This window comes from Pantoea sp. USMM079 (genome assembly GCF_037153115.1).
Classification (GTDB): Bacteria; Pseudomonadota; Gammaproteobacteria; order Enterobacterales; family Enterobacteriaceae; genus Pantoea; species Pantoea communis.
The window spans coordinates 188,794-203,651 of the sequence record NZ_JBBCKX010000007.1; the positions used below are offsets into that span (position 1 = coordinate 188,794).

Below are 14,858 nucleotides of genomic sequence, written 5' to 3' on the forward strand. Positions count from 1 at the left end.
GTTCTAAATGATGATGAAAACTAACAACCTTACAACATATATATTACTGAGTTGTTAGATGTCAGTGTTATTGTGACAAGGTTGATAAAGATTATTTCATAAGTGAATGCCTGATAGAGAGAGCTGTAGAGTGTCTATTTTTTTTGGAAGTGGATCTCAATAAATTAATTAAAAGCTACTTTAATCGGGGAGGGCGAATTGGATGCTTGATCAAAGATGCATAATATAGCAATTTAAAGCACCGGATAATTGGATGTAATCATAATTTCCGGTGCTTAAGGGATTTTAAATACAAGGAGCTATATATGCCAGTTGGTGATGGTACCTCATGGAGTTCTGAACGCGGAAATAGCGCTGGTTATAGTGGCAGTACCGGTAACTCTGGTGGTAAAGGAAGTTCATCAGGTAATGGGCTTTCTAACACACAAGGAACACCGGTTAACAAAGACGTTGCTGCTAAAATGGCACGATTGGCTGGGATCGATACATCGCACATTATTGGTTATTTTTTAGATTCAGATGGAAGAGTAATTGGCATCGATACACAAATTTCTGGAGATGCATATGGTGTTGTCATTGGGTATCTGGCACCAACTCCAAAAGGCCGTGATGTCTCCAACAACAGAGACGCACCTGGTGGTTATGTACCCTATGGATTTGATGCTTCTGAAAGCCGAAAAATTGAACTTAGAAGAATTATTGCGAAAAATGCCAGACTAGCGAATTCGACTCAATCTGGCATTAGCATTACTAAGGCAAGACAGGTAACAGGTAAGGCGCAGATGGAATTAGCGCTTATTGATATGTACAACAAACAAAAACCTTCAGAACCAGACTTGATTAATGCCGTAAGAATTACAACTGATTTTTACAAGGAAGTTGCAGGCAAACTCGGTGAGCGGGCCGCAAAACAAGCACAAGAATATGCAGGGCTGGTAAGAGGCAAGCGAATCCGAAGTGTTGAGTCTGCCAATCGGGCTATGAATAAGTATTCGAACTCATTAATCAATAAGTTTGGGATGAAAGATCGATTAGCATTAGCTAATTCAATTAAATCAAAAGAATTTTCTTACATTGCAGATAAATACAGACAGTACCATAGGGCCTTGGGCTATTATGGTTACACTGCTGACGTAGTGAGTGTCATCATTGAACTTGCAAAAGCGATTGAAACTAATTCATGGAGAAATTTCTTTATCAAGCTAGAAGCGTTGATTGCTGGGAAAGTGGCCGCTGCTGCCGTTGCTTTCGCGTTTGCCGTGATTACCGGCATTCCGCTAGGGATATTAGGTTATGCACTCATTTTGGCTGCTGTGGGAGCAATGGTGAATGACAGCTTGGTAAATAGCATAAATATGAAGCTTGGAATTAAATTGTAAAACTATAGATTATTAAGGCAAGGTCAACTACATGGCCTTGCTTGATAAGTTAAAGGCAAATATGACGAAGGATATGGGGAAAAACAAAAACACGACAAGCCAATATATTGCTACTAATCCACTTTTACCAATATCATCAGCAAAGAACCCTGTAGTCCAGAACTTTCTAGTTGTGTATTTTAAAGCGACTCTCTCTATGGTGAATTTAGATAAGGGAAATAAAAAACATCCAATTATGAAATAAAGTAGCATCCAATTGAGTTTGAGGTTGTCTGCTGCGCTGTACCAATAATAGGTGTAAGCCAACAGCATGATAAAACCCTTAGGGAAATTTTTGATGTAATATTTTATTGGCATTTTATTTCTTCATCCATGAACAATAATATTTATTTGTATTTTAGAGTGTTAAATATGCTACTACAAGGTACAAATGAACAAATTACTGAGTGATTTCCCTTACATTTTTAATCATTAACGTGAATTTTGAAGTGAATCACGTCTCAAAAAACGCCTTCTAATATTGATAGTATCCAGGCATTTTGAAATGTCTGGTGCTGAAAAAGTTAAGATAAATGTGGCCGTTCATCCGGCCACATTCATTCAAGCCTTCACCGCCCAACCTTTCTGCTTACTGGTTTTACCAATCCCCGGATTAAAGGTATTGGTCGGATCGAGCTGACGATAAAAAGCCTGCAACTGCGGTTTCGCCTGATACAGATGCCCGACGTTGTGCTCAGCCGGATACTCGGCACCGCGTACGCTGAGTATTGCCAGCATCTTCTCCTTCAAAGCATGCGCATCGACGCCTTTCTTCACGATGTAATCCTGGTGGAAGACATGGCAGAAGAAGTGGCCGTAATAAAGGCGATGACTGAGATCGTTATCGAATTCCGCTGGTAAGCGCTCAAACCAATCCTGATCGTTGCGGCGCAGCGCGATATCCAGCGCCAGAATATCTTCCACTTCATCCGCATGCACTGCGTGATAACGCACCGCAGCACCGGCGGCGGCAAAACGATGCAGGAAGGCATGTGCGCCTTCTTGACCGTCACAGGCAAAGAACTCACCACCGCCTTCGCGGAAGTATTCGTGCAGATACTCCTGCGCTTCTGCCACGCCGTCACCGGACATCTTCAGCATCAGGTGATGCTCAAATTTATCGCGATACTGCTTCATGCGTTTCGGCAGATGGGCAGGTAGCCAACCACTGATGCGCTGCAATACGCGATCGGTGAAGTGCGGTTTAACAAAACTCAGTTTGCCGAGCCAGGCGTCCACACGACCTTTCAGCGTAAAGAACAGCGGCATCTTGTCGGTGCCAAGCTTGTCGATCATCACAAAAGTGTCTTTGCCGTACACCTCGGCAATATCAAAAATGTCGCGGTGCATGTATTCGCCCGCTACCGGTAAGTTTTTAAACTCAGCCAGAATATGGCGGCGCAGATCGCCCAATACCGCCGGATCGTTAGTACCGATATAAAACACCTGCTGCTTCGGTTCGCTGGGGAAGGTATCAAGACGCACGGCGAATACCGCCAGTTTGCCCGCGCAACCCGAAGCCTCGAACAGGCGGCGCTCATCGGCGTTAAAGCGAGCGGGTGTATCCGCATGGATATCGCGCACGCGTTCTGCATATTCATGATCTGAAGCATGACGTTCATCCCAGCGCACATCGCTCTGCTGCCAGCGATCGTCATCCAGTCGACCGAGCATCTCTTCCGGCGAGTGGCCGAGATCCATGCCGAGATGATTGACCAGCTTCAGTTTGCCGTCGGCATCAATCTGCGCATAAAGCGCCATTTCGCTGTAGGCCGGGCCGCGTTTGATCAGTGAACCGCCGGAGTTATTACAAATCCCGCCCATGACCGACGCGCCGATACAAGAGGAACCGATCACCGAGTGTGGTTCACGTCCCAGCGGCTTAAGGGCTTTTTCCAGCTGATAAAGGGTGCTGCCAGGGAAGGCCAGAATCTGATTGCCGCCATCAATCAGCTGCAATTTATCGAGGCGCAAAGTACTGATGATCACCACCGGGCGATCGTAATCATTGCCGTTAGGCGTGGAGCCTTCGGTCAGGCCGGTGTTGGCGGCCTGCATCAAAATCACCGCATCGGCCTGCACCAGCGCCTGCAATATCCGCCACAATTCCAGCAAGGAGCCGGGGAACACCACCGCCAGCGCATCGCCTTCACCGGAGCGGAAACCCTTACGATAGCGTGCGGTTTGTTCCGCCTCAGTTAACAGGTGTGAAGGGCCGACGAGGCGGCGCAGTTCAGCCAGCAGTGTAGGGTGTGAGGTGTTGTTATTCATGAACCTGTCCTTGTCGTTAACGTTGCGCATCTACTTTAGCACGCGTCAACGGCATGGTCGCGGTGTGACATCGGTGGCTACCTGCTATCCTGAACTTGTGGCACACTGGCCCGGTTATTTCGATATTGCGCAGTCACTTAAGAGAACCCGACCTGATGAAATGGATTTGCTCTGTTAGCCTCGCTGTTTCCCTTGCCATGCAGCCTGCCTTCGCAGATGACCTGTTTGGCCCCCATCCGATGACTGAACAGGCGCGTGACGCCTTTGTTAACCAGTTGCTCGGCAAAATGACCCTTGATGAGAAAATCGGGCAGATGCGCTTGATCAGCGTGGGGCCAGACACGCCGAAGGAGGCAGTGCGCGACATGATCCAGCACGGTCAGGTTGGCGCAATCTTCAATACCGTCACGCGTCCGGATATTCGCGCGATGCAGGATCAGGTGATGCAACTGAGTCGCCTGAAAATTCCATTGTTCTTCGCTTACGACGTGGTGCACGGTCAGCGTACTATTTTCCCGATCCCGCTCGGCCTCGCGGCCAGCTGGGATCTGGATGCGATCGGTGAAGTCGGTCGCATCTCCGCTTATGAAGCCGCCGACGATGGTCTCAATATGACCTGGGCGCCGATGGTGGATGTTACGCGCGAGCCGCGCTGGGGACGCGTGTCTGAAGGCTTCGGAGAAGACACTTTCCTGTCCTCGCAAATGGGCAGCGCGATGGTGAAATCCATGCAGGGCAAAAGCGCCGCCGACCGTTATTCGATCATGACCAGCGTGAAGCACTTCGCTGCCTATGGCGCAGTGGAGGGCGGACGTGATTACAACACCGTCGATATGAGCCCACAGCGTCTGTTCCAGGACTATTTGCCACCGTACAAAGCCTCGCTGGATGCCGGCAGTGGCGGCGTGATGGTAGCGCTCAACTCCCTCAACGGTACGCCTGCCACGGCGGACGGTTGGTTGCTGAAAGACCTGCTGCGCGGTGAGTGGAAATTTAAAGGCATCACTATCAGCGATCATGGCGCGATCAAAGAGTTGCTGAAGCACGGCGTGGCTAGCGATCCGCAGGATGCGGTGCGTATTGCGCTGAAGTCCGGCATCGATATGAGTATGAGCGATGAGTACTACAGCAAATACTTGCCTGGGCTGGTAAAGAGTGGCGCCGTTACCATGGCGGAGATCGACGATGCCGCGCGTCACGTGCTGAACGTCAAATATGATATGGGCTTGTTTAACGATCCCTATAGCCATTTAGGGCCGAAAGGCAGCGATCCGCAGGACACCAATGCCGAGAGCCGTCTGCATCGTGCCGAAGCGCGTGACGTGGCGCGTAAGAGCATCGTGCTGCTGAAAAACTGGCATGAAACCTTACCGCTGAAAAAAGACGCCACCGTGGCGCTGGTGGGGCCATTGGCTGACAGCCAGCGTGACATTATGGGCAGCTGGTCAGCCGCGGGCGTGGCGAAACAGTCGATTTCGCTGCTGCAGGGCGTGCGCAATGCGATGGCGGGCAAAGGCACCGTGCTGTATGCCAAAGGGGCCAACATCACCGATAACAAAGGCATTCAGGACTTCCTCAACCTCTACGAACAGGCGGTTAATGTGGATAAACGCTCGCCGCAGGAATTGATTGATGAAGCCGTTGCCCAGGCGAAGAAAGCGGATGTCGTGGTCGCCGCTGTGGGTGAAGCGCAGGGGATGGCGCATGAGGCCTCCAGTCGCAGTGACCTGGTGATTCCGCCAAGCCAGCAAAAACTGCTGGCGGCGCTGAAAGCGACCGGCAAGCCGTTGGTGATTGTGTTGATGAACGGTCGTCCGCTGACAGTGGTCAACGAAGATCATATGGCTGATGCGATGCTCGAAACCTGGTTCAGCGGCACTGAAGGGGGGAATGCGATTGCGGACGTACTGTTTGGCGACTACAACCCATCGGGCAAGCTGCCGATGTCCTTCCCGCGTTCTGTAGGCCAGCTGCCGATTTACTACAACCACTTGCCAACCGGGCGTCCGTACAACTTCGCGAAGCCGAACAAGTACACCTCGCACTACTACGATGCGGTGAATGGCCCGCTGTATCCGTTTGGTTACGGTCTGAGCTACACCACTTTCACCGTTTCGCCGGTGAAAATGTCCGCCAAAACCATGCCGCGCAATGGATCCGTTGAAGCGAGTGTCACCGTTACCAACACCGGCAAACGTGATGGTGCCACGGTGGTACAGATGTATCTCAATGATCCGGTGGCCAGCATCAGCCGCCCAGTACAGGAGCTGCGTGGCTTCAAACGCATCATGCTGAAAGCGGGCGAGTCACAGACCGTAAGCTTTAAGATTGATGTGGATGCACTGAAATTCTGGAATCAAAAAATGCAGCATGTCGCCGAGCCGGGCAAATTCAACGTGATGATTGGCCTCGATTCGGTACGCACCCAAGACGGGCAGTTTGATTATCTGTAAGCGTTAGTTGTCGCCACTTTGTGGAACGGTGCGGTTTGTCGCAGGATGAATCGCACCGTTACCCCTGGCAGTATATGATAGGCCCGAGCTTATTCTGCCAACGGGCATAACCGACAAACGTCATGAACCTCCGCAATCGTATCCAGCAGCAAGTCTTTCGTCTTAACGGCCTCGCACTCAACGAATTCGATATTTCGCAGCCGCTGGGCGATCCGGGTTTGTTTGGCCCTGACCATGTGATCTGGCGCGTGCACGGCGACTTTCCTTCGATGTTATGTGGTGGCATCAGCGCCTTGATGCTGCAAATGCTGCATCCGGCCGCGCTGGCAGGCGTATGGGATCACTCCAACTTTCGTCAGGACATGCTGGGCCGTCTGCGGCGCACCAGCCAGTTTATCGCCGTCACCACTTTTGGTAACACGGTGGACGCCAATATCCTGATTGAACGCGTTAAACGCATCCATCTGCGCGTCACCGGTATTGATAACGCCGGGCAACCCTATGCTGCCAGCGATCCGCATCTGCTCACCTGGGTACACGTCGCCGAAACCAGCCGCTTCCTCGCCGCGCATCTGCGCTATAAAAATCCACAGCTCACGCTGGCCGAGCAGGATCGTTATTACGAAGAAGCGGCGATCATCGCCGAAGCCTTAGGGGCGGAGAAGGTGCCCAAAACGGTACAGGCGGTGGAAGATTATCTGCAGGCGATGCGCCCGGAACTGATCTGTGATGAACGTACGCTGGAAGTGATGCAGTTACTGATCAACGCGCCGGCCCCCAGCTGGCAAGCCAAACCGGCGATGCACGTGATGCTTAAAGCGGGCATGGGCTTACTGCCGGATTGGGCACAACAGCAGATTCAGCAGCCGATTGGTCCGATCACGCAGTGGAGGGTTGATAAGGAGATTGCGGTGATTGCTGGTTTGCTGCGCTGGTCAATTCAGCGCGGGGCTTATTCCCGCGCCATGCAACGCATGGGACGTTAACGCTACAAATGCAGCTCGTCCTGCTTTTTGGTGTAGGTGCGCGGTGTGCGGGCTTCACGTTTAAGGGTGAGCTGGCGCTGCTGATAATGATGAAGCAGCATCCCTAATCCCACTCCCAGCAGCGCTAATGGCAGCAAGCTGTAGTAAATGTCGATGGGTAACAACACCAATAGCACCGCACCACCGAGCATAAACGTGAGCGCTGACATCACCCATGTATAGCGAAGAAACAGCCACACTAAAATCGCGAAAATCACGACATCGCGCAGGTTCAAATCGAGGTTTTGCAGCAGCATGCTGAGCAGCTCCGTAAGGAGGAATGTGCAGACAATAGCATGCGAGGCGGCAAATGAATCGCGAATTAATTTGAAGTTTGTCAGGGCGTTGTGCTGGCATTCATCAGTCATTCTCACGCTTCCTGACTGCACTTTGAGAGTTTTACCCTTGTGTCACATGGTGCGAGTGCCGATCCTGCTCTATTCTCAGGGAAAATGGATCCCTCAAGGCTTTGTCGAGGCGTTATGACACACCAACCTCTGATTGCTGAGGTGCCAAATCAGCAAAACACACTGACCGCCATCGTCGAACAGGATGCGCGCACGGCCTACTTTTACATCTGGCCCAACGATCTGTTTCGCAGTCAGTATGCGGTGCGCGGCTGCTGGCTGCGCAATCTGTTGCCTGCACCGGCGCGTGAAGATCGTGAAGCGATGGAGCAGGGCATTGCGCCTCTGCTCAGCGCAGAGTATTGCCGCACCTTAGAAGCCGAGCCGATGCTCGACCCTGCCGGTCTACAGATTCTGTGGGAACCGAGTGATGACGGTGCAGCCCTGTGGTACTACGGCCAACTGCTGGCGGTGATCCCCGGCTGGAGTCTGTATCAGGATAAGCAGGTGAGTTTCTCTGCTGGCTGCATCAAAGAGAATCGTCTGACCGCACCGCTCGGATCCGCTTCCACCAATGATTACTATGCACGCGCCGAGCAGCAGCGCCACTTCTGGCGTGACTGGCATGACGGCCATTTATGGGATGTTGTGCAGCATGAGCTGATGCAGTGCTACCAGGCGCAGTTTGGTGAGTCGGTAAAGTATTACGCTATCGATCAAGGGAGCTGGCCGCCAATGGCCATCTCTCAGCACTGGCACAATGGCGTGTGGGTTTTTCTCACGCTGGGTATGGGGATTCGGCCCATGCCGCAGGTGGATTACCTGTTTGATGAGCTGGCCCCGCAGTACCGCCGTGTTGAGCTGGCGATGGCAGTAGACGGTGAAGTGATGACCGAAGCCAATGCGGTGCAGATGGCCAGCGCGCTGGCGGAATTCGCGCACTTGCCCTGGGCGCGGCTGACGTGGATTGGCGAAGGGCACACGCTGGCATCGGAAGTGGCGCCGGTGGGCTTCGAGAGTTTCCTGCTGGCCAATGGCTTAGCACCGGAAGTTGCCCAGTTCCGACTGCCCAAGCGCGATGGCGATCGTCCGAATCTGCTGTGGGCGACACCGATCACCGAAGCGGAACGTCAGTTTGCTCAGGCCGACGATCGCGGTGGACAACAGCTGCTGCAGCGCTTGCAGGCGGAAGGCAACGACCATGTATTTCGGCCGCGTCAGGAAGTGGTGGAGCCGCCGCAATAGCCCGATCTGCGGGCGGTTGCCCGCACTCTGATGAGTAAGCGCAACGTTAGTCACCCTCCTAATGATCACCTAAATCAACTATTTGCATTTTTGTGATCTTGCTCACCTCAAGTTCCTCTGTAACACGCCGTTAACCTCGATCAGGCAACTCGCCAACCAGGGTAAGGGCACACTGATGTTAAAAACTACACAATCTCGTTTTACCGCGACGTTGGTCGCATTTTTCGTGGTACTGATGCTGGTTACCGTGGTGGTGATCAATCAGTTTGTGGCACCGCAGTTGAGTCAAAACGAAAGCCGATTAGTGCGCTATGAGGTGGATGGCCTGGCGGGACGTATTGTCGAACAGATGAACCGCGTGCAGGCGCAGCAACGTGCCATTACCGAAGCCGCAGGCGTGATGGATAGCGCGGCCATCGACAACTTGCTGCCTGCGCTGGTGAACCAGTATCAGGACAGCAACGTGTTTGGCGGCGGTATCTGGCCGCTGCCTAATCGCCGCGATCCGGCGAAGGAAAAAGACAGTTCGTTCTTCGCCCGTAACGCCAGCAACCAGTTACAGGTCAACACTTACTGGAACTCCGACGCAGCGGACAAATACTGGGAGCAGCCGTGGTACAAAGACGGTATGGCCGCGGCCAAAGGGCAATGTGCCTGGGCTAAAGCCTATCAGGATGCGGCCAGCCCGCAGCCGCGTACCAACTGTGCGATGGCGATTTATCGTGATGGCACGGTGTGGGGGGTATCAACCATCGACGTAACGCTCGGTTTCTTCAACCAACTGGCGAAACAGATGGGCGACGCCATTCACGGTCGTGTGTTGATCGTTGAAGCGGATGGCAAAGTGGTGGGCAACGCCGCACTGCTGGAAGGTGCACCGAAGCTGGAAAATCTCGCGGATACGCAGCTGCCGATGGCGGGTGCGCTGAAGGGTCTGCTGAGCCAGGCGGGTCATCAGCCTACGCAAACCACCTTTAAAGGCGAAGATGGCGAGCACACGCTGTTCTTGCAGGCGATCGCCGGTAGCCCGTGGTATCTCGCCAGCGATGTGCCATCCAGCCTGTTGGATGCACAAACTCACAGCATGCTGACTCGCCTGGGCCTGGTGCAGATCCCGCTGGCGGTGATCCTGCTGCTGGTGCTGCTCGGCTTCGTGCGCGCCATGATGAAACGTCTTAGCCTGCTGAACCGTAATATCGAAGCGCTGTCGACTGGCGGCGCGGATTTAACCCAGCGTCTGCCTGCCAGCAACAGCCCGGAATTTAACGCGGTGGCGCAGAGCTTTAACCAGTTTATTGAGTATCTGCAGGGGCTGATGCGTCAGGTCGGCGACAGCGCACTGGCGATTACCTCTGCCTCGCGTGAAATTGCCAGCGGCAATGCCGATCTGTCTGCGCGCACTGAATCGCAGGCCAGTTCGATTGTCGAAACCGCCGCGTCAATGGAAGAGCTGACCGGCACGGTACGTCAGAACGCCGACAATGCTACCCACGCCAATCAATTGGCGGACGGTGCCTCGCAGGTAGCGGCGCGCGGAACGGACGTGGTGCGTCAGGTGGTCACCACCATGGGTGCGATTAATCACTCATCCCGTAAAGTGGTGGATATCATCAGCGTGATTGACAGCATCGCCTTCCAGACCAATATCCTCGCACTTAACGCGGCGGTGGAAGCGGCCCGAGCGGGTGAGCAGGGGCGTGGATTTGCTGTGGTGGCGTCAGAAGTGCGTAATCTGGCGCAGCGCTCCGCTAACTCGGCGCGTGAGATCAAGAAGCTGATTGAGGAGTCGGTGGCCAATATCGATACCGGCAGCCAGCTGGTGGAACAAGCCGGTCAAACCATGGATGAGCTGATGCAGGGCGTGAGCAGCGTGACCACCCTGATGAGTGAAATCATGTCTGCCAGTCGCGAGCAAAGCATGGGCATCGAGCAGGTTAATCTGGCAATCACGCAGCTGGATGGCAGCACCCAGCAGAATGCCGCGCTGGTCGAGCAGGTGTCGGCTGCCGCGCGCGCCATGGAAGAGCAGAGCGTGCAGCTGGAGCTGGTGGTGCAGAGCTTTAAGTTGTAAGAAAAACGGTGCGCAAGGAGTGCGCACCTGCTGTAGCGTTGAAAGCTGTCTGTTGACGGACCGGTGATAACGCAATCTGGTGCCGCTCAGGGGCCGGCGGTCCTCGCGCCGCTGACGCGGTACCCTCACGTCATTCGTCCGCCTTACGGACCGGCTGGGATGGAACATCCCTGTTCCAGCCCAGCCTATCGACCGCATCCATGCGGTCTCTCCTGGCAGACTCACTCTGTTCGGCGCTGCGGATTGCCTGCCCCTGAGCGGCACCAGCCTGCTTCTGAGCTTAGGTGTGGTTTGTTAGAAAAGGCTCCGTGCTTCAGGCTTGAACGGATTGGTAATTCAAAAGGTTTAGCATCAGCGCAGAGGTTTTGATGTTGGGCTTGGGTGCACAGGCACGATGCTCTGATGACGTGCGTTTCTGCTTTAGGGCATCTCACGGAAACGCGTTGCGGATCTCTTCTCGTGCCGCATGACGGGTGGCATTCGCCACCGTGCCGCGATCCACCAGTTTCCCCTGCAACAACAGATTGTAAATCGACGACTTCGGACGATTGAGGCGGTTCTGGATTAGTTGGATCGCCTCATAACCCAGCTCGCGACAGGGCACCGCAAAGCCGGTGATGGGCATCTCTGGCGATCCTTCCAGCCGGCTGGCTAAATCTGTCGTCATCAGCGAAATATCTTCGGGAATGCGCAAGCCGCGTGACAGCAGTGCATTCTGCACGCCAGTAATAATGCCTTTGCCGCCGGGCAAAATCACATCAGGCCACTGATCGCGTGGGTGCGTATCCAGCCAGTGATTCAGTGCGATCTCGGTGTCCTGCGAGGAGTAGGCTTCGATGACAATCAAATCCTGCTGGGCATTAAACGGCATATGAAAATGGCGGTAGGCGTCTTTGATCCCTTCCAGGCGCAAAAACAGCGTCTCACGTCGCAGGCAGGTGACGGTCAACACCCGGCGGTGGCCTTGCTCAAACAGATGCTGCATAGCGCTGAAACCAATCGCCCGATGATCGGGTGACACCGCATCCAGCCGCATATCTTTATCGCGTGAATTGATCAGCACACAGGGTTTACCAAGTGACGCCGCCAGGCTGAAGATCGCTTGATCGTCGGTGCCGATAATGATGATGGCGCTGATGTTTTTTGCTCCGGCTTTCTCCAGAAACAGCTTCACATCGGCGCGCTGTTCCTCCAGTGGGCAATAGCTGATATGCACATCATGCGACGCGCAGGCCTCCGCGATTCCGCGTGTCACTTCATGGTAAAAATGATCGCCACGCGGCGTGAAAGTGCGCCCTGGGGCAAACACCACAATCTCATTGATCAGCAGGCGACCACTCACCATTTCCTGCAATACACCTAGCCTGCGCGCGCAGTCGACTATCGCCTCACGCGCTTTTTCGCTGGTGTAGGATTTGCCGCTCAACACGCGTGAAACCGTACTCACCGAGTAGCCGGTGATTGCTGAAATTTCGTCCATCCTGAGCTTGCCGGCCATAGTGTGATCCCCATCCCAATCAATTTTTGCAAATTTTTGCAGACGCAGTGGACTGATATTAAGACGGTTTTACATTTGGTTCACAAACTCCTGTATCGCTCTGCGAGCATTCTCACAAAAACAGATTGTCCGACCCGCAGCGCTTTTTTATGTTCCTCGCAGACACCTCAACAGCGGTTATCGGCGGAGAATCTCGATGTTAAAAATTGCGATAGTGGGCATGGGCAATATTGCCAATTCACATATCCAGGCGTTTCTGCAGTTTCCTGAGCGCGGCAGAATTGTCGCGGTAGCGGACGTGTATCCCGAAAAAGCGCGGGAGAAATTGCAGCGCTACGGCCTGCACGATGTGCGGGTTTACCAGGATCACCGCGAGATGCTGGCCGAGGGTGCGGACATCGACGTGGTTGACGTCTGTACGCCGCCTTATGTGCATGCGGAAAATACCATTGCGGCCCTGCAGGCGGGCAAGCATGTGTTGTGTGAGAAACCGATGGCGGCCTCGCTGGAAGAGTGCGATGCCATGATCGCCGCGCAGAAGGCCAGCGGCAAAATTCTGTCAGTGGTGGCGCAGAACCGCTTCACCGACGCGTTCTGGCAGTTGAAAGCGGCAGTGGATTCGGGCCTGGCGGGCAAAATTTGCCACGCGCAAATCGATTCATTCTGGTGGCGTGGCCATTCGTACTACGACCTGTGGTGGCGCGGCACCTGGGAAAAAGAGGGCGGCGGCTGCACGCTTAACCATGCGGTCCACCACATCGATGCGATGCAGTGGATGCTCGGTGCGCCCAGTGAAGTGGTGGCGATGATCGGCAACGTGGCACATGACAATGCCGAAGTGGAAGATCTCAGCGCCGCGATATTCCGCTATCCCAACGGCACGCTGGCGCAGTTGACCGCTTCCGTTGTGCATCACGGTGAAGATCAGAAAATCGTGCTGCAGGGAGAAAAAGCGCGTCTCTCGGCACCGTGGAAAGCGGTCGCCATGCAGGCGGCAGAGAATGGCTTCCCGGAAAAAGAGAACAATCTGGCGCTGGAGCAGGAGCTGGATCGCCTGCATGCCAGCACCGCACCCCTTACCTGGACACTGCACGCCGGACAGGTCGATGACTTCTTCTCAGCGATCGAACAGCAGCGTGCACCGCTGATTGATGGTGAGCAGGGCAAACGCTCGCTGGAACTGATTACCGCCATCTACAAGTCGGCCATCACCAAAAGCACCGTCTCGTTACCGATCCCCAAAGAGGATGCTTTTTATCGCACTGGCGGGCTGATCGCTCATGCGCCGCACTTCTATGAAAAACAGGCTTCGGTAGACAACTTCGCCGATGTTGATGACATCCCACTGGGTAAAAACTTTGCGTGAGGAAACAACCATGAACAAACAGGATGGCATGAACTACGCGCCGAAAGGCAAACCACAACCGGTGGTGCAGCCAGGGGAATTTATCATTGCGGCGGCAGGACTGGATCACGGCCACATTTACGGCATGTGCAATGGCCTGACCGAGGCCGGAGCCACGCTGAAGTGGGTATACGATCCCGATGCCGCCAAAGTCGATAAGTTTGTGCAGCAGTTCCCGCAGGTGCAGATCGCCGATTCGCTGGAGACCATTCTGGCCGATACGCAGGTACAACTGGTGGCAGGCGCGGCGATTCCCTCGGAACGCTGTGCGCTGGGGCTGAAAGTGATGGCAGCGGGCAAGGATTACTTCACGGATAAAGCCCCGCTCACCAGCCTGGAACAGCTGGAAGACGCCAAAGCGATGTGCGCTAAAACCGGGCGCAAATATGCGGTGTATTACAGCGAACGTCTGCACGTGGAGAGCGCGGTGTTTGCCGGGCAATTGGTGGAAAAAGGGGCTATCGGCCAGGTGGTGCAAACCCTTGGCACGGGTCCACATCGTGAAGGCGCCGGACGGCCCGACTGGTTCTATCAGCGTCGCTATTTCGGCGGCATTTTGTGCGACATCGGCAGCCATCAAATTGAGCAATTCCTCTACTACACCGGCAACAGCGACGCCACGGTGGTGGCGAGCCAGGTGCGGAATTTCCGCCATCCACAGCACCCGCAATTTGAGGACTTTGGCGATGCGATGCTGGCGGGCGAGAACGGCGCCACTGGCTACTTCCGCTGCGACTGGTTTACGCCGGATGGCTTATCCACCTGGGGTGATGGGCGCATGACGTTGCTCGGCACGGACGGTTATATCGAGATCCGCAAATACACCGATCTCACACGCGGTGAGCAGGACGTGGTGTATCTGGTGAACAAAGAAGGAGAGTTCCGCTATGCCGTTTCCGGTGAAGTGGGCTTCCCGTTCTTTGGACAGCTGATTAACGACTGCCTCCATCGCACCGAGCATGCGATGACGCAAACGCATGCTTTCAAAGCGGCGGAATTGTGTGTGAAAGCACAGATGCTCGCCAACGCCGGATAACGCATTCGTTTATTCAGTTGATTTCCAATTCTGTTGATAACAACGGCGGCAGGGCATAGCACCTTGCCGCTATTACATACCCTACCAGA

At 54.1% G+C, this 14,858-nt stretch carries 11 protein-coding genes; 7 read left to right on the forward strand and 4 right to left on the reverse strand.

Features of this window, described 5'->3' with window-relative positions; genetic code table 11:
- The first annotated feature begins 305 nt into the window (after nt 1-305).
- The gene (locus WFP70_RS13020; protein WP_337023473.1) at nt 306-1,379 is read left to right on the forward strand and encodes a colicin-like pore-forming protein; all 1,074 of its coding nucleotides are present in this window, start codon (nt 306-308) and stop codon (nt 1,377-1,379) included.
- 27 nt (nt 1,380-1,406) lie between these two features.
- On the opposite strand, the gene WFP70_RS26790 is transcribed toward WFP70_RS13020, so the two are convergent.
- Both WFP70_RS26790 and dld read right to left on the reverse strand, forming a co-directional pair.
- Nucleotides 1,407-1,736, reverse strand: coding sequence for a colicin E1 family microcin immunity protein (locus WFP70_RS26790; RefSeq protein ID WP_442956381.1), 330 nt, complete (start codon nt 1,734-1,736; stop codon nt 1,407-1,409).
- Between the two features lie 243 nt (nt 1,737-1,979).
- Nucleotides 1,980-3,689 carry a D-lactate dehydrogenase gene (gene dld / locus WFP70_RS13030; RefSeq protein WP_337023471.1) on the reverse strand — a complete coding sequence of 570 codons (1,710 nt, stop codon included), beginning with the start codon at nt 3,687-3,689 and terminating at the stop codon, nt 1,980-1,982.
- A 155-nt stretch (nt 3,690-3,844) separates the two neighbouring features.
- On the opposite strand from dld, the gene bglX reads away from it, so the two are divergent.
- Entirely contained in the window at nt 3,845-6,142 is a 2,298-nt protein-coding gene (gene bglX, locus WFP70_RS13035; RefSeq protein ID WP_337023470.1) for a beta-glucosidase BglX, read from the forward strand.
- Nucleotides 6,143-6,264: 122 nt separating this feature from the next.
- The gene (locus WFP70_RS13040; RefSeq protein ID WP_337023469.1) at nt 6,265-7,128 is read left to right on the forward strand and encodes an oxygenase MpaB family protein; all 864 of its coding nucleotides are present in this window, start codon (nt 6,265-6,267) and stop codon (nt 7,126-7,128) included.
- A 2-nt stretch (nt 7,129-7,130) separates the two neighbouring features.
- On the opposite strand, the gene WFP70_RS13045 is transcribed toward WFP70_RS13040, so the two are convergent.
- On the reverse strand, nt 7,131-7,535 hold the full coding sequence (locus tag WFP70_RS13045; RefSeq protein WP_337023468.1) for a hypothetical protein: 405 nt from the start codon (nt 7,533-7,535) through the stop codon (nt 7,131-7,133).
- A 114-nt stretch (nt 7,536-7,649) separates the two neighbouring features.
- On the opposite strand from WFP70_RS13045, the gene WFP70_RS13050 reads away from it, so the two are divergent.
- Complete coding sequence (locus WFP70_RS13050) at nt 7,650-8,759, forward strand: suppressor of fused domain protein (protein ID WP_337023467.1); 1,110 nt, start codon at nt 7,650-7,652, stop codon at nt 8,757-8,759.
- A gap of 175 nt (nt 8,760-8,934) precedes the next feature.
- Nucleotides 8,935-10,830 carry a methyl-accepting chemotaxis protein gene (locus tag WFP70_RS13055; protein WP_097117347.1) on the forward strand — a complete coding sequence of 632 codons (1,896 nt, stop codon included), beginning with the start codon at nt 8,935-8,937 and terminating at the stop codon, nt 10,828-10,830.
- Nucleotides 10,831-11,260: 430 nt separating this feature from the next.
- On the opposite strand, the gene WFP70_RS13060 is transcribed toward WFP70_RS13055, so the two are convergent.
- On the reverse strand, nt 11,261-12,328 hold the full coding sequence (locus WFP70_RS13060; protein WP_337023466.1) for a LacI family DNA-binding transcriptional regulator: 1,068 nt from the start codon (nt 12,326-12,328) through the stop codon (nt 11,261-11,263).
- Nucleotides 12,329-12,524: 196 nt separating this feature from the next.
- Between WFP70_RS13060 and WFP70_RS13065 the strand changes: the two genes are divergently transcribed.
- Both WFP70_RS13065 and WFP70_RS13070 read left to right on the forward strand, forming a co-directional pair.
- Complete coding sequence (locus WFP70_RS13065; protein WP_337023465.1) at nt 12,525-13,694, forward strand: Gfo/Idh/MocA family protein; 1,170 nt, start codon at nt 12,525-12,527, stop codon at nt 13,692-13,694.
- 10 nt (nt 13,695-13,704) lie between these two features.
- A complete protein-coding gene (locus WFP70_RS13070) occupies nt 13,705-14,769 on the forward strand; it encodes a Gfo/Idh/MocA family protein (protein WP_337023464.1) in 1,065 nt (354 codons plus the stop codon).
- The last annotated feature ends 89 nt before the right edge of the window (nt 14,770-14,858 follow it).